The sequence below is a fragment of the Novosphingobium sp. PhB57 genome (assembly GCF_004342985.1).
Lineage (GTDB): Bacteria > Pseudomonadota > Alphaproteobacteria > Sphingomonadales > Sphingomonadaceae > Novosphingobium.
In genome coordinates this window covers 351,378-371,209 of sequence record NZ_SMBO01000003.1, presented here as the reverse complement: position 1 = coordinate 371,209, position 19,832 = coordinate 351,378, and the positions used below count along the sequence as shown (strand labels likewise).

General features: G+C 66.0%; 14 protein-coding genes. 8 read left to right on the top strand and 6 right to left on the bottom strand.

The genetic code is table 11. The annotated features are described in order from the left end of the window. Nucleotides 1–50: 50 nt before the first annotated feature. Together EDF58_RS12365 and EDF58_RS12360 are read right to left on the bottom strand one after the other, a co-directional pair. Complete coding sequence (locus EDF58_RS12365) at nucleotides 51–1,469, bottom strand: amino acid permease (RefSeq protein ID WP_132265840.1); 1,419 nt, start codon at nucleotides 1,467–1,469, stop codon at nucleotides 51–53. Between the two features lie 20 nt (nucleotides 1,470–1,489). Then, nucleotides 1,490–2,146, bottom strand: a complete 657-nt coding sequence (locus EDF58_RS12360) for a GntR family transcriptional regulator (protein ID WP_132265838.1) — start codon at nucleotides 2,144–2,146, stop codon at nucleotides 1,490–1,492. 264 nt (nucleotides 2,147–2,410) lie between these two features. Here EDF58_RS12360 and EDF58_RS12355 point away from each other — a divergent pair, with 264 nt between their 5' ends. After that, nucleotides 2,411–3,631, top strand: a complete 1,221-nt coding sequence (locus tag EDF58_RS12355) for an FAD-binding oxidoreductase (RefSeq protein ID WP_132265836.1) — start codon at nucleotides 2,411–2,413, stop codon at nucleotides 3,629–3,631. Nucleotides 3,632–3,643: 12 nt separating this feature from the next. Continuing rightward, nucleotides 3,644–4,834, top strand: a complete 1,191-nt coding sequence (locus EDF58_RS12350; RefSeq protein ID WP_132265834.1) for a Xaa-Pro peptidase family protein — start codon at nucleotides 3,644–3,646, stop codon at nucleotides 4,832–4,834. A gap of 15 nt (nucleotides 4,835–4,849) precedes the next feature. Here the strand turns inward: EDF58_RS12350 and EDF58_RS12345 are convergent, their stop codons facing one another. After that, nucleotides 4,850–6,622, bottom strand: coding sequence for an SLC13 family permease (locus EDF58_RS12345; protein WP_132265832.1), 1,773 nt, complete (start codon nucleotides 6,620–6,622; stop codon nucleotides 4,850–4,852). A 270-nt stretch (nucleotides 6,623–6,892) separates the two neighbouring features. Between EDF58_RS12345 and EDF58_RS12340 the strand changes: the two genes are divergently transcribed. The 6 genes from EDF58_RS12340 (at nucleotide 6,893) to EDF58_RS12315 (ending at nucleotide 14,514) form a co-directional block, all read left to right on the top strand. Further along, entirely contained in the window at nucleotides 6,893–8,614 is a 1,722-nt protein-coding gene (locus EDF58_RS12340; RefSeq protein WP_243654213.1) for a GGDEF domain-containing protein, read from the top strand. A gap of 107 nt (nucleotides 8,615–8,721) precedes the next feature. Next, nucleotides 8,722–10,332, top strand: coding sequence for a hypothetical protein (locus tag EDF58_RS12335; RefSeq protein ID WP_207912944.1), 1,611 nt, complete (start codon nucleotides 8,722–8,724; stop codon nucleotides 10,330–10,332). Between the two features lie 101 nt (nucleotides 10,333–10,433). After that, nucleotides 10,434–10,958, top strand: a complete 525-nt coding sequence (locus EDF58_RS12330; protein ID WP_132265828.1) for a spore coat U domain-containing protein — start codon at nucleotides 10,434–10,436, stop codon at nucleotides 10,956–10,958. Between the two features lie 2 nt (nucleotides 10,959–10,960). Beyond that, nucleotides 10,961–11,719, top strand: a complete 759-nt coding sequence (locus tag EDF58_RS12325; protein WP_132265826.1) for a fimbria/pilus periplasmic chaperone — start codon at nucleotides 10,961–10,963, stop codon at nucleotides 11,717–11,719. Between the two features lie 12 nt (nucleotides 11,720–11,731). Further along, nucleotides 11,732–14,038 carry a fimbria/pilus outer membrane usher protein gene (locus EDF58_RS12320; protein ID WP_132265824.1) on the top strand — a complete coding sequence of 769 codons (2,307 nt, stop codon included), beginning with the start codon at nucleotides 11,732–11,734 and terminating at the stop codon, nucleotides 14,036–14,038. Next, nucleotides 14,035–14,514 carry a spore coat U domain-containing protein gene (locus EDF58_RS12315; protein WP_132265822.1) on the top strand — a complete coding sequence of 160 codons (480 nt, stop codon included), beginning with the start codon at nucleotides 14,035–14,037 and terminating at the stop codon, nucleotides 14,512–14,514. The genes EDF58_RS12320 and EDF58_RS12315 overlap by 4 nt, the downstream gene beginning before the upstream one ends. A 15-nt stretch (nucleotides 14,515–14,529) precedes the next feature. Here the strand turns inward: EDF58_RS12315 and EDF58_RS12310 are convergent, their stop codons facing one another. From EDF58_RS12310 to EDF58_RS12300, 3 genes are read right to left on the bottom strand one after another with little or no spacing between them, the layout of a single operon-like run. Next, on the bottom strand, nucleotides 14,530–15,756 hold the full coding sequence (locus EDF58_RS12310; protein ID WP_132265820.1) for a glycoside hydrolase family 27 protein: 1,227 nt from the start codon (nucleotides 15,754–15,756) through the stop codon (nucleotides 14,530–14,532). 23 nt (nucleotides 15,757–15,779) lie between these two features. Beyond that, the gene (locus EDF58_RS12305) at nucleotides 15,780–18,218 is read right to left on the bottom strand and encodes a glycoside hydrolase family 3 protein (RefSeq protein ID WP_132265818.1); all 2,439 of its coding nucleotides are present in this window, start codon (nucleotides 18,216–18,218) and stop codon (nucleotides 15,780–15,782) included. 9 nt (nucleotides 18,219–18,227) lie between these two features. Beyond that, nucleotides 18,228–19,781 (bottom strand): tryptophan halogenase family protein, encoded by a 1,554-nt coding sequence (locus EDF58_RS12300; RefSeq protein WP_132265816.1) that lies wholly within the window; start codon nucleotides 19,779–19,781, stop codon nucleotides 18,228–18,230. Nucleotides 19,782–19,832 lie beyond the last annotated feature (51 nt).

The following is a 19,832-nucleotide window of genomic DNA, read 5'->3' as shown; positions in this document are numbered from 1 at the left end:
CTCCTGGAGACTTGCAGGGAACTGTTGAGAAGGATTTGAGGTTTGCCGCGTCAGGCGGTCGCGGCGGCTTCCCGGCCTGCCTCGCTGCGGCGACGGCCGTAGAGGAAGTAGACCAGCAGGCCGATCACGTTCCAGGCACCGAAGCGGACGAGGGTGCTTTCGGGCAGGCTGAACAGCAGGTAGGCGCAGCCCAGGATCGTCAGGGTGCCGATAAGATAGGGCTGCGGGCAGCGGAACAGGCGGGTGAGTTCAGGCGAACGACGCCGCAGGATCATCAGGCAGGCACCGACCGAGATGAAGGCGATCAGCGTGCCGGCATTGGCCAGCTCCGCGATCTCGTCGAGGCGGAAGATGCCGGCGACGATGGCGATCGAAATGCCGGTCATCAGCGTGATGCGGGTCGGCGCGCCGGTGCGCGGGCTGATCTTCGCGAGGCTGCGGGGCAGCAGGCCGTCGCGGGCCATGACGAAGAACACGCGGCTCTGGCCATACATCATGACGAGGATCACGGAGGGCAGGGCGAGCACGGCGGCCAGCGCGATCAGGTGCGCGGCGACGGGCTGGCCGAGCTGGCGCAGGACGAGAGCCAGCGGCTCGGGCGAATTGGCGAGCTGCTGGAAGGGCAGGGCGCCGATGGCAGTGATGGCGACGGCCATGTAGATGAAGGTGCAGACCACCATCGAGCCGACGATGCCGATGGTCAGGTCGCGCCCGGGGTTCTTCGCTTCCTCGGCCGAAGTGGCGACCGCGTCGAAGCCGTAGAAGGCGAAGAAGACGATGGCGGCGGCCGCCATCACCCCGCGCTTCTGGCCTTCCACTTCGGTGCTGCCGAAGCCGTAGGGCATGAAGGGCTCCAGATTGCCGCCGTGGAAGGCCGGCAGGGCCATGACGACGAAGATCGTCAGCGCCACGAGCTTGATGATGACCAGGACGATGTTGAGCGTCGCGCTCTCCCGCGTGCCGGCAATCAGCATGCCCATCACCGCCAGGGCCACCAGCACCGCAGGCATGTTGACGATGCCGCCGCCATGCGGGCCGACCAGCAGCGCGTGGGGCAGGTGAATGCCCGCCGACTCTATCCAGCCGACCAGATAGCCGGACCAGCCGACCGCCACCGTGGAGCAGGCCAGCGAATATTCGAGGATGAGGCTCCAGCCCACGATCCAGGCAATCGTCTCACCCATGGCGGCATAGGAAAACGTATAGGCGCTGCCGGCGGCGGGGATCATCGTCGCCATTTCGGCATAGGCCAGTGCCGCGCAGGCGCAGACGGCCCCGGCGATCGCGAAGGCCAGGATCACGGCCGGGCCGGCACGCTCGGCGCCGACGCCGGTGAGGGTGTAGATCCCGGTGCCGACGATCGCGCCGACGCCGAGTGCAATCAGGTGAGGCCAGCTCAGGGTCTTGGCCAGGGAATGCCCGGATTCGCGTTGTGAGAGTTTTTCTATCGATTTACGCGGTCCGAGCATGGATCCCCCTGGTTATGGTCTCAGCCTGTCTGGCTGGCGGTAAAATGAGCGCGCAAGTCGTCGAGCGTGCTGGCGATGTGCTGGGTGAGCAGTGTCTTCACCTGCTCCGCATCCGCGGCGAGCCATGCGTCGAGCAGGTCACGGTGTTCCATATGCGCGCGGTCGCCGCGCCCGGCCGGTTCGAGGTGCGCGATGACATAGCGCTCCGCGAGCACTTCGAGGCGTTCGACGAGCTGGGTGGTCAGCAGGCGCTTGCCGGGGCGCACCAGCGAGACATGATATTCGCGGTTGCGGACGGCGACGTCGCTGAGATTGTCCTTGGCGGCCGCGTCGAGCACTTCGAAAGCCTTGACCGCGGCCTTGCGGTCCTCGTCGTCGGCCTGGGTGCAGGCATAGGCGGCGGCGGCCGGTTCGGTCGCGAGGCGCAGGAGGTAGATCTCCTCCGCCTGGTCGCTGGACATCGGGCGCACGAACCAGCCGCGATTGGCCTGGCTGGTCAGCAATCCCTCGTGTTCGAGCCGGGCCAGAGCCTCGCGCAGCGGTATCTTGCTGACGCCGAGTTCGGCAGCCAGGGCATCCTGTCGGACCGGCTCCATGACGGGGAGCTTTCCTTCGACGATCCTTTCGCGGATCACGTCGAAAATGCGTTCGGCAAGGGTGCGGACGACGATTGTCACCAGTGAATCTCCATACAGGTCTCGACGGCGCGAAACGCCGTCGATCTAACGTATACGGTAGATGATCGCCAATGGTGCTGCAATCGGACCTTTTCTGCCGAGCCATTGCCCTTTGTTAATCCCGACCGGACACCGCCCCGGCGAACCGGGGGGCGGAGATTTCGGTGGATCGAGACGTTCATGGCGCGGTGCAAAGCCTTGTGCGAACGGGCGGTGATTGATATATGGTATACGATATAGTCTGACTTATGCAACGGAGTTTTTGTGGCGTCGATTGGAATTGTCGGTGGCGGGGTGGTCGGGCTTTGCGCGGGCATCGAATTGCTCGATGCCGGGCGCCAGGTTGCGATCGTCGATGACGACGCCGCCGGCGCGTCGGCCTCCTGGGGCAATGCCGGGCATATCGCGGTGGAGCAGGTGGAGCCGCTGGCCTCCATGAGCATGGTGCGCAGTCTCCCGCAGCGGCTGTTCCTGCGCGGCGGCCCCTTGGCTTTTCCTCCATCGGCTCTGGCGCAGTGGGTGCCTTTCGGCCTGCGTTTGCTCTCGGCTGCTCGTCCCGCCAACTTCCGCAAGGGGTGTGAGGCTCTGGCGCCGCTGCTGGCCAGATCGATGCCGGCCTGGGTCGCGACCGCCGAGCGCATCGGTGCACCCGATCTGCTGCGGCAGGACGGGCACTTCGTCGTCTGGCACGACGCGTGCGCCGCACGCGAGGGCCATGCTTCGTGGCAATCGTCCGAGACCGGCTCGGCCGAGGTCCACGCCGCCACGGAGGCCGAACTGGCGCTGCTGTCCGGCTTGACCGATCGACCGGCGGCCGGCGCGATCCGCTTTTCGGGTAGCGGCCAGATCGCCGATCTCGAAGAGTTGCGGCAGGCTTTGCGCAAGGCCTTCACCGATCGCGGCGGTATCCTCGTAGCGCAGCGCGGCGAACTGCGCGTTGCCGGCCAAAGGGTGGAGATCGGCGGGGTCGATGCCGATCAGGTGCTGGTCTGCGCGGGCGTGCGCTCACGCGAACTGATGGAGTACCTTGGCCACAAGGTGCCGATGATCGCCGAGCGCGGTTATCATGTCCGCGCCGATGCCAGCCGATGGCCCGCGGATCTGCCACCCGTGGTCTTCGAGGAGCGCTCGATGATCGTCACGCGCTATCGCGGCGCGGTTCAGGCCGCGAGCTTCGTGGAACTGGGCAAGGTCGACGCCCCGGCCGATCCGCGCAAGTGGGAGCGCCTGGAGCGCCACGTTTCGGAACTGGGCCTGCCGATCGAGGGACCGTTCCGTCGCTGGATGGGCTGCCGCCCCACTTTGCCGGACTATCTTCCTGCCATCGGCCGCTCGACGAAGGCATCCAATCTCTTCTATGCCTTCGGCCATCAGCACCTGGGGCTTACACTGGCGCCGATCACGGCGCGGCTGGTCGCGGCGATGGTCGCAGGCGGGCAGCCGGAACTGCCGCTCGCGCCCTTCGACATCCAGCGTTTCGCATAAAGGAAGAATGACATGATTGGCGGATCGACCGCAGACATCGAACTGGCCGGCCTCACGGCCTGGGCCGACCGCGCCCCGGCCATCGCCGTGCCGGAGCGCGAGGCGCGGATGGAGCGCGCCCGCGAACTGACCGACCGACTGGGCGCCGATGCACTGCTCGTCAATGCAGGCGCCTCGCTGCGCTACTTCTCGGGGCTGCCCTGGGGGCAGACCGAACGCCTGGTGGCCATGATCGTGGCGCCCGGTCGCCAGCCGATCATGATCTGTCCGCATTTCGAGATCGGTACCCTGGAGGCGGATCTGGCGATCCCCGTGGACATCCGCTCCTGGCAGGAAGACGAGGATCCGGTCGCGCTGGTGGTCGGCGTCCTGGCCGAACTGGGCGCGAAGACGGTGGCGATCGATCCCGAGCTGCCGTTCCATTTCGCCGAGCGCATCCGCCAGGGCAGCCCGGCCCGGCCGGTCGACGCCATGCCGGTGATCAAGCAGTGCCGCATGGTCAAGTCGGCCGCGGAACTGGCGCTGATGCAGCAGGCGAAGAACATGACGCTGCTGGTCCATCAGGCTGCAGCCCGCATCCTGCGCCCTGGTATCCGGCAGAGCGAAGTGGTCCACTTCATCGATGCGGCGCACCGCAAGCTGGGCGCCAGCGGTTCCAGCTTCTGCATCGTCCAGTTCGGTGAAGCGACGGCCTATCCGCACGGGCTTCCGGGCGACCGCGAGCTTCAGGAAGGCCAGCTCGTGCTGGTCGATACCGGCTGCACCATCCAGGGCTATCATTCCGACATCACCCGCACTTACGCGTTCGGCGCGGTTTCCGACGAAATCCGCCGCATCTGGGATATCGAAAAGGAAGCGCAGCAGGCCGCCTTCGACGCCGTGCGTCCCGGCGAGCCTTGCGAGTCGGTCGATCATGCTGCCCGCGTGGTGCTCGAAAAGGCGGGACTTGGCCCCGATTACGCCCTGCCGGGCCTGCCGCACCGCACCGGCCACGGCATCGGGCTCTCGATCCACGAGCCGGCCTACCTCGTGCGCGGCGACAAGACGCCGCTGGAGCCCGGCATGTGCTTCTCGAACGAGCCGATGATCGTCGTTCCGCAGAAGTTCGGCGTGCGCCTGGAAGACCACATGTACGTCACCGAAACGGGCGCGCAGTGGTTCACCCGGCCGCAGGTCTCGATCGACCGTCCTTTCGCGGCGTGAGGAGAGTGGCTGCGGTCACAGCGGCCAGCAATACATGATGAGGGGCGTCCCCAGCAGGAGCACGAGCACTGAAAGGGGCGCCCCCAGCCGGGCATAGTCGCCGAAGCGATAGCCGCCCGGCCCCATTACCAGCGTATTGCACTGGTGGCCGATCGGTGTGAGGAAATCGCATCCCGCGCCGATCGCCGTGGCCATCAGGAAAGCGTCGGGCCGGTAGCCGAGGTCCTTGGCGAAGACGGCCGCGATGGGCGCCACGACCAGGACCGTCGCGGCATTGTTGAGGAAGGGCGTCACCGCCATAGAGGCGGCGAGCACCATCGCCACGGCGCCCCAAGGCGGCATATCCCGCGCCAGGTGCGAGAGTTCGGTGGCCAGAATGTTCGAGGCGCCGGTGGTCTGCAGCGTTTCGCTGACCGGGATCAGCGCCCCCAGCATGATGAGGATCGGCCATTCGACGGCCTCGTAGGCATCGTTCACGGGCAGTGCCCCGGTGATGATCACGGCGCCCGCTGCGGCGAAGAACGCCACGGCCACCGGCACCAGCCCCAGCGCCGTGGTGAGCATCGCCGTGGCCAGGATGACAAGGGCCAGCCAACTGCTGCGATTCATGCCGAGCCGAATCTGCCGCTGCGCCAGCGGCAGGACGCCGAGCTGGCGCAGGCGGCCGGGCATCTCGCTGAGCACGCCCTGAAGCACGATGACGTCGCCGGCCTGGATCACGACATTGCCCGGCTTGTTGCGCAGGATCTGCCCGCGCCGGGAAATGGCCACGAGACGCAGGCCCATCCTCTCCTTCAGCATCAGCCGTCCAGCGGTGCTGCCCACGAAGGCGGATTCAGCCATGATGACGCCTTCGATCACGCCGATCTCGTCGCGGGCGCCGGCATGTTCGTCGTCGTCCTCGTGGTCGTCGAGCGTGAGCTGCGAGCGGGCGATGGCGCGTTCCAGGGCGTCTGGATCGCCGGATAGGATCAGCACGTCGCCTTCGACTATGTGCATGGCCGGATGAACGTCACCGCGCAGTCCCGAACGCAGGACGGCAGTGACTTCGATTTCGTTGTCGTGACTGGCAGTGAAGTCCTCGATGGTCTCGCCGATGGCCTTCGATTCCTCCGAGACGGTCGCCTCGGTGGTGTAGTCGGAAATGTTCAGCGCTTCGCCCATGGTCGCGGCGGCGCGGCGGTCGGCCGGGACGAGGCGGTAACCGAAGCGCAGGAACAGCAGGCCCATCACCAGCATGCCCAGGCCGGTGGGAAGATAGTCGAACATGCGGAAGGGTTCGCCGGTCATTTCCTCGCGCACCCGGCTGACAATGATGTTCGGCGAAGTGCCGATCATCGTCGTCAGGCCGCCCAGCAGCGAGGCGAAGGCCATCGGCATCAGGAAGCGCGAAGGGTTGGTCTTGCTGCGCCGCGCGAGTTGGGACGCGGCAGGCATCATCATCGCCAGCGCGCCGATGTTCTTGATGAGGCCCGACGCCACGCCGACGGCCGAAGTCAGCACGAACAGCTGCGAGCCCGGCTTGTGTACCCATTGGCTGACGAGCGTGACCGCACGCTCCACCAGCCCGGTCCGCTGCACGGCCGCCGAGAGCACCAGCGCCGAGGCGATGATGATGACGATATCGTCCGCGAAGCCGGTAAACGCCTTTTCCGGTGGCACCAGCCCCAGCGCAAGCGCCGCCATCAGGGCTATGATCGCCGTTACGTCGTAGCGGAAACGACCCCAGATGAAGAGAATCATCATGCCGCATAAGGTGGCGACGGAAAGCCACTGGTTCAGGGTCATTCTATCTCGCTTTGGTTCGGCCGGTCGTCCGGTACAGACGCTAAATGCTCGAAAGCGCAGGCGGTGCCGCATGATGGATCGGCCTTGGCGATATGGCGCAAAGAGGGTGAGGGCCCAGGTCATTTCCGAAGCCGGAACGCAGCAGTCCAGCGTCATCGGCGGAGGCTGACAATTAGCCGAACCTGGTTAATCCGGTAACCTTGTTGAAGGCGCAAATGTGCCATAGGTCGCGGCGCAATGGTTTGCGACTCGCCCTTTTTGCGCTTTTTTATGCGTACCTTGACCCTCCTTTGCGCCGTGGCGGCCATGGGATGGACAAGCGCGGCTTCGGCCGAGGTGCTTCGTATCGGCCATCCCCTGTGCCATGCGGTGAGCCCTGCCGTGCCCGGCAGCGATGCCATTCCCGAAAATTTTGCCTGCGACGGTCAGCCCGAGGGATACCAGAAGGGCACGCTCTGGCTTCATGCGCTCCTCCCGCCGGGGGCGGACGAGCGCGACGATCTTTCGCTGATCATTCACAGCTCCCGGTTCGACCGACTGGTCGTCTACTTCTCCTATGCCGATGGCGCGATCGAGCGACAGGATGTGCGCAGCGGCGATTTCGGCACGCACTGGCGCGCCGGCGGTCAGCTCGCCTTTCGCGCGCCGCACCGCGACGTGCCGCTGGTCGGCGTGACCATGCGTTTCGACAAAGTGGCGAGCGCCGGGCTTCTGCGGATGCGCCTGGTCGGACGCGGCGAAGAGAGCACGCAGACTACCGGCCTTGCCACGTCGATCGGTGCCGCGCTGGTGCTGCTCCTGGCGGGGGCGATCTACAATGCCTCGCTGGCGGTGGCGGTGCGGCGGCAGTTCTCGGCATGGCAGGCGGGCTGGGCGGCCTGCATGATCCTTTGGGGCGGCTGCTGGTCGCAGCTCCACCTGTTCTTCTTTCCGCGCATGGCCGGCGCGCTTTCCTCACAGATCTGCACGGGCCTGTCGTGCCTGGCGATCTGTCTGGCGACGCTGAGCGCCGTCACCGCGCTTGACAGCCAGAGCGTCAACCGCTGGCTGCGGCGCGCCGCACTCTGGCTGACGGGCGGGGTTGCCGCGCTGGGCCTGCCGCTCTCGCTCATGCGCTCCGGGCCGATCGAGACACTCGGCAGCCTGCTGGGGGTGCTGATCCTGGCCAACCTGCTTGCGGTGGCTTGCTGCATCGGCCAGGCCTGGAGGCGCGGAAGCGCCGAGGCGCGCAGCTTTGCAGGCGCCTGGTCGGTGCCGATGCTGGTGCTCGCCTCCACCGAATTCGTCGACACGGACAGGATGTTCTGGGGCGGGGGATCGCAGATCCTCGTGCTTTTCGCCGCAGCCTGGCAGACGCTCTGGCTCTCGATCGCGGCATCGCGCTCCCATGCCCGCCTGCGGATCGAGCGCGACATGGCGCGCCGCGCGGAAGCACAGGCCCAGGAACTGGCGCGCCGGGATGCGCTGACGGGCCTGCCCAACCGGCGCGGCTTCATCGAACGGGTCGGCACTGTTCTGGAAACCTCGCAGGAGCAGGGGCAGGTCGTGGGCTTGCTGCTGATCGACGTGGACTGGTTCAAGTCGATCAACGACGTCTACGGCCATGAGGCGGGAGACGTAGTGCTCGCAGCGATCGCGCGGCGCATCGCGCCTTACGAAAGCCCCAGTTGCACGGTCGCCCGCCTTGGCGGCGAGGAATTCGCGGTCATGGTCGCCGGACTCGAGGGTTTCGCGCTGATACGCTTCGCCGAGACGCTGCGGCAGGAGATCTCCGCTTGCGAGCACGGCGATCTCATCGGTCAACGCAAGGTCACGGTCAGCATCGGCATCGCGGAAGCCTCGACGGGCGGCGATTTTCGCTCGCTCTATCGCCTGGCGGACGAGGCACTCTACGAAGCGAAGCGACAGGGCCGGGACCAGGTCGCCATTCGCCTGCTGGACGAACCGGAGCCCACAGCAGACGATCTCGGCCAGGTCGCGCTCGGCAGTTGAGCCGGCGCCGCGCAGCCGATGCTGTTCAAACCGGATCCATCGCCGCTTGCATGCCTTCGATGGGCCGGTAAATAACCCACGGATATTACCGGGGGGTGATTCAAGTAATGCGATCGATGATCATGGCCTGTCTGCTGGCCCTGTTCCTGTTTCCGGGCGCGGCGCGCGCGGAATGGCTGGAAGCATCCAGCGACCATTTCGTCATTTATGCCGAGGACAACGAGCGCGACTTGCGCAAGTTTTCCGACCAGCTCGAACGCTACCACGCCGCGATGGCGCTGCTGTTCCACGTCAAGGCGCCGCCGCCCAGCCCATCGAACCGGGTCACGGTCTATGTCGTGGGCAGCGAGCAGGCCGTCAGGAAGATCTACGGCGCCAACAGCAAGTACATCGGCGGTTTCTATCTTCCGCGCGCCGGTGGATCGCTGGCGATCATACCCCGGGTCGATGCCGCGAAAAGCGCCACTGACGGGTCGATGACCACACTGCTTCACGAATATGCCCATCACTTCATGATCTCTGCCACGGCGATGCAGCGGCCGAAGTGGTTTACGGAGGGCGCGGCGGAGTTCTTTTCTTCCAGCAGCTTTTCGTCGGATGGCAGCATGGTGGTGGGCCGCCCGGCGCTTCACCGTGCCGGGGAACTGTTCTACGCGCCCGACGTCAAGGTGGCCGATCTTCTGGATCCGACCGCTTACGACAAGCGCACTCATCGCAACTATGACGCATTCTACGGCAAGAGCTGGCTGCTCTATCATTACCTGACCTTCGACCCGTCCCGCCAAGGCCAGTTCTCGCGCTATCTTCAACTGCTCGATCAGGGGAAGGGGCAGCGCGAAGCCGCCGCCGAGGCCTTCGGCGATTTCGAAAAGCTTGAGAAGGATGTCGAGCGCTACCTCATGCGCCCGAAGATGAGCGCTCTGCCGATAGCAGGGGACAGGCTCATCGTCGGCCCGATCACCGTACGCAGGCTGACTGCGGGCGAAGCCGCCATCATGCCGGTGCGGATCCGGTCCAAGCGCGGCGTGGACGAGGACAGCGCCAAGAGCGTGGTCGCCGAGGCCCGGGCCATCGCCGCCCAATATCCGCGCGACGTCGCCGTGCTGGGTGAACTCGCCGAAGCTGAGTATGACGCGGGGAACGACAAGGAAACGATTGCCGCGGCCGATGCGGCCCTGGCGGTCGATCCGTCGCAGACGAATGCCTACATCCAGAAAGGCTATGCGCTGTTCCGCGAGGCCCAGGAAACGGATGGAGACAAGGCGCTTGCCTATCGCCGTGCCCGGGCGCCGTTCGTGGCGCTCAACAGGCTGGAGAACGATCATCCCCTGCCGCTGATCTATTATTATCGCAGCTTCGTGGAGCAGGGGGAGCAGCCACCGAAATTGGCCATCGACGGGTTGATCCATGCCGTGGAGCTGGCGCCCTTCGATTTCGGCCTGCGCATGAACCTGGGCTGGGCGCTGATCCGCTTGGGGCGCGTTGATGATGCCAAGATCATTCTGGCGCCGGTGGCCTTCAATCCGCACGGCGGCGGCATGGCCCAGCGCGCCACGGAAATGATCGCGCGGCTGGACAAGGACCCCAGCTGGAAGGGCCCCGAAAGCAGTGCCGGTCTCGATGACGATGGCGAAGACGGAGAAGGCGAGGATTCCGGCGGCGCATCGAAGCCCGGGGCAAGCACACCCAAGGGGGCGACAGCGCCCGCAGGATCGTGAGCCGCGCGCCTTCGATCTGAAGCAAGTCCTACCGGGAACTCCGCAAAAGCCGAAATGCCGGCCCCACGGATTCTCAAGGGCTTTCCAATAGATGCGTCCTCATGAACAAGGACCGCATCTCACTTCGCCGAGGAGCCGGCGCCGCTGCGGCAGCATTCGCGGCCGTGCTCGCTTCCTCGATTTCGACCAATGCCTTCGCGGCGACGGCCACGGCCCCCATGGCCGTGACGGCCACGGTGCAGTCTGCCTGCATCGTCGCCGTCACCCCGCTGGCCTTCGGTGCCTATGATCCCACATCGGGTTCGGCCAAGGACGGCACCAGCACGATCACGGTGACCTGTACCAGCGGCACGTCCTTCACGGTGGGACTGAATGGCGGATCGACCAGCGGCGCCACGGTCACGACGCGCCAGATGGTCAATGGCGCCAGCCGCCTGAACTACGCGCTCTATAGCGACGTCAGCCATTCGACCAACTGGGGCAACACCCCTGGCGGCGACACGCCGACTGCCACCACTGCCACCGCGGTGCCGAGCATTCTCACCGTCTATGGCCGTGTCGGCGCCTCCCAGAACGTCCCGGCGGGGGCCTATACCGACAGCGTTACCGTCACGGTCAATTATTGACGATGAACCCCGCCCCGTCCCGGTACTGGCGTCTCTTGCGGCGGTTGCTGGCAGCGCTCGCCCTCGCGGCAGGACTGTTCGCGCCGGGCTCGTCCGCGGTCGCCAGCGCCTTGCGAGTAACGCCGATCCGGATCGAGTTGCAACCGGACAAGCGGTTCTGCGCCCTGACCCTGGCCAACGACGGTGACCTTCCCGTCAGCGTGCAAGTGCGCGGCTTTCGCTGGTCTCGCGGCGAGCAAGGCGAAGACCTGCTCGAACCCGTGGCAGGGTTTTCGATCAATCCCACGATCGTCACCCTGGGGGGACAGGAAAGCCGCCTGATCCGGTGCAGCCTGCCCGCGGCCGAAGGGCCGGCGGAGCAGACGTGGCGCTTGTTGTTCGACGAACTCGCCACGCCTGACACGCCCGTCGGGCCGGGTGAAATTCGCACCCTTCTTCGCATCAGCGTGCCGATTTTCCGGGCGCCGCGCGGCGCCGAACCCGCGCTGGACTGGACTTTCCGGCACGATCCCGGTGGCGGGATTGCGGCCGTGATCGTCAATCGCGGCCAGCGTCACGTCAGGGTGCTGTCCATCTCCATGACGGCGACTTCGGGCGAGACAGTCCATCTCGACCGCGGCGGCTACATCCTTGCGGGCGGCCGCCTCGCCTTTCCACTACCACCTTCGTTCCCCGTCTCGATTGCGGAACTCCGGGTGCAGACGGATGAAGGAAACCTCATTCCGACCCGGCTCGCCGAAGCGACCGGCACGGGCCAGTGAGGGCCAGCCGGCATGCGGCTGCCTTCGCGGCTCTGGCCGGGGCTGGCGGTCTCGGCCCTCGCGCTTGGCGTCGCGGTTCCCGCGGTTCGCGCCCAGGAGAGTACCGGCCCCTTGCCGGTCGACGTCGTGCTGAACGGGCGTGACATGCAGCGGCCAGCGCTGGCCGTGCTGCAAGCGGGACGCGTGCTTGTGCGGATCGAGGACTTACGGGATCTCGGCATCGTAACGGTCTTCGACGGTGATCTCCTGATCGAGGGTGAGCGCTATCTCGATGTCGATGGGGAAGCCGGACTGTCGGCAAGGCTCGATCCGCAGGGCACCGCGCTGCTTCTCGACGTCGATCCTCGCCATTTGCCGCGCAGGCATGTTGCCGCGAAGGAACGAGGCGTGCCGGTGGCCGCGGCGGTTCCCGTGGCGTTCATCGACTACGACCTCAACTTCTCCGACCAGCGCGGCCATACCCAGGCATCGGCCGTTCTCGATGCCGGTGTTTCCGGCGCCTGGGGAGTGATCGGCAGCAGCGCACTGATCGACAGCCAGCGTACGCGCGTGGTCCGCCTCGACACGGCTTTCGTCCGGGATTTCCCCGAGCGAAACTTGCGCCTTGCCGTGGGCGATACGTACACCCGCGCTTCGCCCTGGAGCCAGCCCGCCCGCTTCGGCGGCATCCGGTTCGGCACGGACTTCTCGCTGGACCCTTCGCTGATCACTTATCCGGTTCCGTCGCTGGCGGGCAGTGCGCTGTTGCCCTCGACCGTCGAACTGGCATCACGCTCGTCCCGCCAGTCCCTGTCCGTCGAGCCGGGCCGCTTCGCCTTCGATTATCGGCCGCGCTTCACTGGGGCGGGCGAGGTGACCATGATCGTGCGCGATCTCGCCGGAACCGAGCGCGCCGTTACCCGCAGCTTCTATTCAAGCACCGCGCTCCTACGTCCCGACATATCCGAGTTCTCGCTGGAGGCCGGTGCCCTCCGACAGGACTACGGCTGGAGCAGCTTTTCCTACGGCGCGCCCTTCGTGGCGGCGTCTTACCGGCGCGGACTGTCAACGGTGGTGACGCTGGAAGGGCGCGCCGAAGCCGATGCTGTCACGCGCATGGCCGGGGCGGGCCTGACCTGGGTGATTCAGCCTCTCGGCGAACTGCGTGTGGATGCGGCGGGATCGCAAGGCGAGGCAGGGTGGGGTGGGCTCTATCAGGTGCAGTTTCAAAGGCTTGCACCGGGTTACTCGGTAACGGCGAGCTACCGCGGGGCGGGGGCCGGTTTTCGCCAGGTAGGCGATCTGCGCCGGGGTCGAGCGGCGACACGCGAACTGGCCATATCCGGCAGCATCGTGATGGGCCGGTTCGGAGGGTTCAACGCAAGCTATCTGCGTAGTGAGGAAGGCAAGATCCGGCGTTCGATCGCCTCGGCCGGTTATTCGGTCAATCTCGGACGCGCGTTCCTCTCCATCGGCGCGCAGCGTTTCGATCGCGGGGACGGCACCGACATGTCCGTTTTCGGCAGCCTTACCTTGCCGCTCGGGGGGCGCCGACATGCCGGGTTCTTCGCCGACAACGACCGCATGGCCGCCACGTTCGAGAAAGTCGCTCCGGCGGGGACAGGGCTGGGCTATCGGGCGGCTGTCGGGCGCGAAACGGGAAGGGGGGCATGGCTCGAGGGCGCGGCCACCTTGCGTTCGTCGGCCGGACAGTTGGACATGGCGGCGACGCGGCGCAGCGGCGTCGTCATGACGCGCGTGGAAGCGCGCGGCGCGCTCGTGGCGACCGGCGGCCTGCTGATGGCGACGCCCAGTGTCGACGATGGACTGGCGATCGTCGAAGTGCCGGGAGGCGAGCGTATTCCGGTCTTCCTGGAGAACCAGCCGGTGGCCGCAAGAGCGGGCGGCGGCCGGCCGGCGATCGTCACCGGTCTCCAGCCTTATGTCGCCAACCGGATCTCGGTCGACCCGGAAGCCTTGCCGATCACCGGCGAACTGGGCGGGGTGGAACAAGTGGTGGCGCCGGGGTGGCGTCAGGCTGCACGCGTCGTGTTCGGTGCCCGCGAGGTTCATCCCGCGCGGCTGCGGCTCGTGGATGAGAACGGCTCGCCCCTGCCACCGGGCTTGGCAGTGAGCTTGGGATCGGGGGAGGAGCCGACCGTTACGGGCTATGACGGCGAAGTGTTCCTGAACGATTTCGAACCTGGCGCCCCGCTGGTGGTCCAGCGCAGCGGCGTGACCGCCTGCCGTGCAGTGCTTCCCGCAGCGATGGTGCAGGATCCCCTGGCAAGGGCGACGCAGGTCATCTGCCGATCGTATTCGACGGAGTCGCATAAATGACGCGCAAGTTTTTGATGATACTCGCATTTTGCGCCGTCATGGCACCTGTAGGCTCGGCTCGGGCCTTGTGCGTGCTCTGCTCGTGTTCGGCGTCGACACCGGGGCTTGCTTTCGGTCCTTACGATCCGACATCGAACAGTCCGCGCGATTCCAACGCGACGGTCTCGATCAACTGCACCGGCGTGGCGGCCTTGCTGGGGACGATCGATATTGCGCTGAGCCCCGGAGGATCGAACAGCATTCCGAACCGCAGGCTGATCCAGGGCGCGGACAGGCTGACCTACAACATCTATTCGGACTCCAACTATACCACACTATGGGGTGACGGTTCAGGTGGCACCACCGGCGTGAGCCTCCCGTTCAATGGGCTGCTGACCTATGCCGCTACAGTCACGGCTTACGGGCGCATCCCCGCGCATCAGTATGTGCGCGCGGGGGCCTATACCGATACCGTGACGATCACGGTCACTTATTGAGCGGGCGCCGGCCGATCACGGCGTCAAGGTGACCATCACCACATCGTGGGGGGCGACCGTGGCAGAATAGCTGCCCTTCATCGCGCCCAGCTCCCTGTGGGCCCAGAGATCGCGCAGCTTGAGCGACTGGTCGGCCGGATAGTCCAGCTGCGCCCAGTTCACCGTCAGCTTTACAGGCGCCTCGCCGCGATTGAACAGCAGTGCGGCGCGCTTGCCGTCCGCCAGGGTGCGGACCCAGACTTCGCCGTTCCCATCCCTGGCGATGCGGCGGCCCTGACGGCCCAGCTTGTCCTGATCGACGGCGATGACATCCTTGTTAAGCAGGATTGCCTTCGTCTCCGGGGTCATGTTTGCCACGTCGTTGCCGGCGATCAGCGGCGAGGCCATCATGGCCCAGAGCGAGAAGTGGCTGCGGTATTCGGTGGTGGTCATGCCGCCGTTGCCGACTTCCAGCATGTCCGGATCGTTCCAGTGCCCCGGCGCGGCATAGGGCCAGAGCGGCTCGTTGAGATCGACGATATCGAGCATGCCCAGCGCATAGCCGTGCTTGCCGGACCACTTGTCGGTAATGTCGCCGGTGGTGCGCCACATGTTGCCGATCTTCGAGGCCCAGAGCCACGGCTTGTTGGTGCCCCATTCGCAGAGCGAGAGCAGCACATCGCGCCCCGTGGACCGCAGCGCGTCCGACATCAGCGCATAGGCTTCTTCCGCGTTGCGGCTGCCGGTGCTGCACCAGTCGTACTTCAGGTAATCGACGCCCCACGAGGCGTAAGTGATCGCGTCCTGATATTCGTGGCCCTGACTGCCCGGGCGGCCGCCGCAGGTCTTGGTGCCGGCATCCGAATAGATGCCGAACTTCAGGCCCTTCGCGTGGACGTAGTCGGCCGTGGCCTTGATCCCCGAGGGGAAAGCCTTGGCATTGGCGGTGATGAAGCCTTTGGCATCACGCTCGCCATGCCAGCAGTCGTCGATCACGAGGTAGTTGTAGCCCGCGTCCTTCATGCCGGTGGCGACGATCGCGTCCGCCGTATCGCGGATCGTCTTTTCCGAGATATTGCAGGCGAACTTGTTCCAGCTGTTCCAGCCCATCGGCGGCGTCTGCACCAGGCCATTGGCCTCGCGCGCCGGGTCCTGCGAAGGCGGAAGCCGGTTCTGATCGACTTCCTCCGCCAGCGCGGGGCAGGTGAGCGCCACGGGGGCAAGGCTCAGGGCGAGCGCGGCGAACTTCGCAAAACGCGGCATGATAGGCGTTCTCTCTTTTCGGCTTAGTTGGGGCAGATCGCGCCAGTGGGATCGGCATCGAGCTTGACGGTGGAGATGGCGATCGTCTGTCCCGCATTGCCTTGAAGGACGAAGGGGCGCGCGATCTTCGTCATGTCCGCACCGGCCTTGGCGAAGCAGGAGAGCGAGACCTTGACGCTGCTCCATTGGCCGGGCGCGCCGGTGAAGACCTTGCCGCCGTCGAGGAAGGTGGTGCCTACCGCCAGCTTCGGCGCAGCGGCTCCCTTGGCATCGACGCGGTAGTCGATGCGCAGGCTGAGCATCGCATTGCTCTGGCGATTGAGATCGACCGTGGGGCCTTCGATCCGCACTTCGCCGGGGCCCGAGAAAGTGAGCTGGCGCGCACCTTCCTGCGTGCCGCCGCCGTCGACATTCTTCACCGCGACCGCACCGCCTGTGGCGAGCTTCCACGGGGCGAGCACCTTGCCCGGCAGGTAGTAGACAGAAACGTTCGAGAGCGAGGCATCAAGCCCGACTACTTCGCTCAGCTGCGGGACCGTGGTCTTGTCCTTGTAGCTAAGGCCATAGCCATAGGCGAACTGCGGATCGTAACCCGGCTGGCCCACGTTGTTGGCGAACTGGCCCGCGTTCTTCGGCCAGGAATAGCTGAGCTTGCCGCGGAAATCCTTGTTCGGCGTGCCGTCCTTCCTGGCGACCAGCACATCGGCCAGCCCCTCACCCTCCGAACCGGGCAGGAAGGCCGCGACGAAAGCGTCGGACTGGTTGATTTCCGGATTCACCCAGAGCGCGCGGCCGGAGATGAAGACCGAGACGACCGGGATGCCCGCCGCCTTCAGCGCCTTCAATTGCGCCAGCGCTTGCTTGTCGCCCGGCTGGAATTCCAGCGTGGAGATGTCGCCGACCATTTCGGCGTAAGGCGTCTCGCCGAAGACGACCACGGCGACGTCGGGCTTCGGCCCGGTCACTTTGCCGTCGGCGCTCAAGGTGGCGGTGCCGCCTGCAACTTCGATCGCGGACTTGAGGCCGCCCCAGATCGAAGTGGCGCCGGGGAAGTCGGCATTGGTGTTGCCGGTGCCCTGCCACGACATCGTCCAGCCGCCCGTCTGCATGCCGATATCGTCGGCATGGGTGCCGGTGACGAGCACTTTCTGGCCCGGCTTGATCGGCAGCAGCGCGCCGTTGTTCTTCAGCAGCACCAGCGATTCCGCTGCCGCCTGACGGGCCACCGCGCGGTGTTCGGGCTTGCCGAGTTCGGTGCGCTGCTCATAAGGACGCGCGGGATCGAACAGGCCCAGCTTGAACTTCACGCGCAGGATGCGGCGCACCGCATCATCCACGCGCGCCATCGGGATCGTGCCGTCCTGAACCTGCTTCAGCGTATTGTTGAACAGGTCCTTCCAGTCGTTCGGCACCATCGCCATGTCGAGGCCGGCGTTGAACGTCTGCGGGCAATTGCCGTTGGTGCAGCCGGGGATCTGGCCGTGTGCGTTCCAGTCACCCACGGTGAAGCCGTCGAAGCCGAGGCGGCCTTTCAGCACATCGGTCAGCAGTGTCTTGTTGCCATGGTTCTTGACGCCGTTCCACGAGGAGAAGCTGGCCATGACCGTCATCGCCCCGGCATCGATGCCGCTGACGTAGCCGGGCACGTGAAGCTCGATCAGGTCCTTTTCGGGGATCTGCGCGTCGCCCTGGTCGATGCCGCCATGGGTGCCGCCGTCGGCGAGGAAGTGCTTGATCGATGCGGCGACATTGCCGTTCTGGATGCGGCTCTTGCCCGGCGCCCCCTGAAGCCCGCGCACCATGGCGGCGGAGTATTCGCGGGTGATTTCGGGCCGCTCGGAATAGCCCTCATAGCTGCGACCCCAGCGGTCGTCCTGCGGCACCGTGACGGTCGGCCCGAAGGCCCAGTCGAAGCCGGAGGCGGCGCTTTCGGCGGCCGTGACCTGCCCGATCTTCTCCATCAGCGCGGGGTCACGCATCGCGCCCAGGCCGACGTTGTGCGGGAAGATCGTGGCGCCGAAGACGTTGGAATTGCCGTGGACCGAATCCATGCCGAAGATCACCGGGATCGGCACGTGGCCGGGCCGCTTCTCGATCGAGATCTGGCGGAACGCTTCGGCCGTCGCGATCCAGTCGCTGGCGGGGCCGCGATCGTTGCCCGAAAGCGGCGGATCGTTGCCGCCGCCCAGGATCGAGCCGACCGGATATTCGCGCAGTTCCTCCGGCTTCATCGAGGCGATGCTGGGCTGGATCATCTGCCCGACTTTCTCGCGCACCGACATCTCGGCCATCATCCGGGTGATCTTCGCCTCGGTTTCCGGATCGACGAGGCCGGTGCTCCTGGCCTTGGGCCAGAGTTCGGGATGCGCAGTGGCGGCAGGCGATGCCTCCTGCGCGAGCGCGCTGGCGATCGGCAGGCTCGCAGCGCCAAGGGCAAGAAACACGGCAAGAGTACGAGGCATCGAGTGGTCCTAGATTATGGAGACGGGCGCTGGTTGTGCGGATCGTGCAATGTCCGTCTGCATGGCGCAATGTTCGGCGATGAATTCGTCGTGCGGAATGCCGAGCGCCGTGGCCCGGCCGATGGCTTCGCGCATCTTGGCGAAAGACGCGCCGAGTTCCTCGGCGCTGAGCTGGTCTGCCAGAGGATCATGGCGTGGGGGCAGGATGTCCAGCCCGGCGTACATCGACAGCCAGCTCGGCGGCTGGAAGGAGTCCCATTCGTAGCGCGGCAGCTTCCCGCCGCCTGCGAAGGCGCGCACGCGGCTGGCCAGGGTCTCGGGCAGTTCCAGCGCGCGGCATGCGTCCCACATCGGTTCGCCATGCCGGCGATTGCCCCAATAGTGCAGCAGCAGGAAATCGCGGATACGCGCATATTCGAGGCTGGTGATGCGGTTGAACTCGTCCGCCAGCGAGGGTTCGAAATCCCGGTCCGGGAAGTGGGCCAGCAGCCGCTCGACCCCGCTCTGGATCAGGGTGATCGAGGTGGATTCCAGAGGTTCGAGGAACCCCGCCGCCAGACCGATCGCCACGCAGTTCTTTTCCCATACGCGGGTGCGATGGCCGGTGCGGAACCGCAGCATGTTGGGTTCGGCCAGTTGCTCGCCTTCGAGGCGCGAGAGCAAGGTGGCGGTGGCCTCGTCGTCGGAAATGTGGCGGCTCGAATAGACGTAGCCATTGCCGACGCGGTGCTGGAGCGGAATGCGCCATTGCCATCCGGCGGACAGGGCCGTGCTGCGGGTATAGGGCGTCAGTGCGTCGCCATGGGTGCAGGGCACGGCCACGGCGCGGTCGCAGGGAAGCAGGTGGGTCCAGTCGTCGTAAGGAACTTCGAGTGCCTGGCCCAGCAGCAGGCTGCGGAAGCCCGAGCAGTCTATGAACAGGTCCGCTTCCAGGGTGTCGCCACCGGTGAGGGTGACGGAAGCGATGCGTCCGTCGTCGCCGCCGCGATGGACGCCGGCAATGGTGCCTTCGACATGGGCGACGCCCAGTTCCTCGCGGGCGCGCTGCGAGAGAAAGCGGGCGAAAAGCCCGGCGTCGAAATGGATGGCCCAGTCGAACACGCCCAGATCGTTGGCGGGTTGCTCGGGCGGCAGGACCACGAGATTGCGCATGGCCGCCTCGGTCGCCAGACAATAGGCCGAGAGCGGCGTATCGTCACCGGCAATGCGCCGTTTGAGCCAGAACTGGTGGAACGGCACCGAGAAGGCATCGACGCCGTAGCGGCCGAAGGGATGGAAGAAGTTCGTGCCCGGCCGTGACCAGTCGCGGAACTCGATACCGAGCTTCACCGTGCCGTGGGTCGCGCGCATCACGTCGAATTCGTTGACGCCGATGGCGCGGAAATAATCGCGGATCGCCGGGACCGTGGCCTCGCCCACGCCTACGGTGCGGATATCGGGAGATTCCACCAAGGTGATCTGCACGGGGAGGCGCCGCAGCCGGGTCGCCAGGAGATTGGCCGTCATCCATCCGGCGGTGCCGCCGCCGACGATCAGGATGGATCGGATCGCATTGTCTGTCATCGCAGGAAACTCCCCGGGCTGGGTCTAACCTGTCGGGCCGAGCCGGAAAAG

Excerpts from the sequence above, each read along its gene's own strand:
- EDF58_RS12325 (WP_132265826.1), top strand. The coding sequence starts at position 10,961 with ATGAACCCCGCCCCGTCCCGGTACTGGCGTCTCTTGCGGCGGTTGCTG.
- EDF58_RS12310 (WP_132265820.1), bottom strand. The coding sequence starts at position 15,756 with ATGCCGCGTTTTGCGAAGTTCGCCGCGCTCGCCCTGAGCCTTGCCCCC.
- EDF58_RS12320 (WP_132265824.1), top strand. The coding sequence starts at position 11,732 with ATGCGGCTGCCTTCGCGGCTCTGGCCGGGGCTGGCGGTCTCGGCCCTC.
- EDF58_RS12350 (WP_132265834.1), top strand. The coding sequence starts at position 3,644 with ATGATTGGCGGATCGACCGCAGACATCGAACTGGCCGGCCTCACGGCC.
- EDF58_RS12340 (WP_243654213.1), top strand. The coding sequence starts at position 6,893 with ATGCGTACCTTGACCCTCCTTTGCGCCGTGGCGGCCATGGGATGGACA.
- EDF58_RS12345 (WP_132265832.1), bottom strand. The coding sequence starts at position 6,622 with ATGACCCTGAACCAGTGGCTTTCCGTCGCCACCTTATGCGGCATGATG.
- EDF58_RS12300 (WP_132265816.1), bottom strand. The coding sequence starts at position 19,781 with ATGACAGACAATGCGATCCGATCCATCCTGATCGTCGGCGGCGGCACC.
- EDF58_RS12305 (WP_132265818.1), bottom strand. The coding sequence starts at position 18,218 with ATGCCTCGTACTCTTGCCGTGTTTCTTGCCCTTGGCGCTGCGAGCCTG.
- EDF58_RS12330 (WP_132265828.1), top strand. The coding sequence starts at position 10,434 with ATGAACAAGGACCGCATCTCACTTCGCCGAGGAGCCGGCGCCGCTGCG.
- EDF58_RS12335 (WP_207912944.1), top strand. The coding sequence starts at position 8,722 with ATGCGATCGATGATCATGGCCTGTCTGCTGGCCCTGTTCCTGTTTCCG.
- EDF58_RS12365 (WP_132265840.1), bottom strand. The coding sequence starts at position 1,469 with ATGCTCGGACCGCGTAAATCGATAGAAAAACTCTCACAACGCGAATCC.
- EDF58_RS12315 (WP_132265822.1), top strand. The coding sequence starts at position 14,035 with ATGACGCGCAAGTTTTTGATGATACTCGCATTTTGCGCCGTCATGGCA.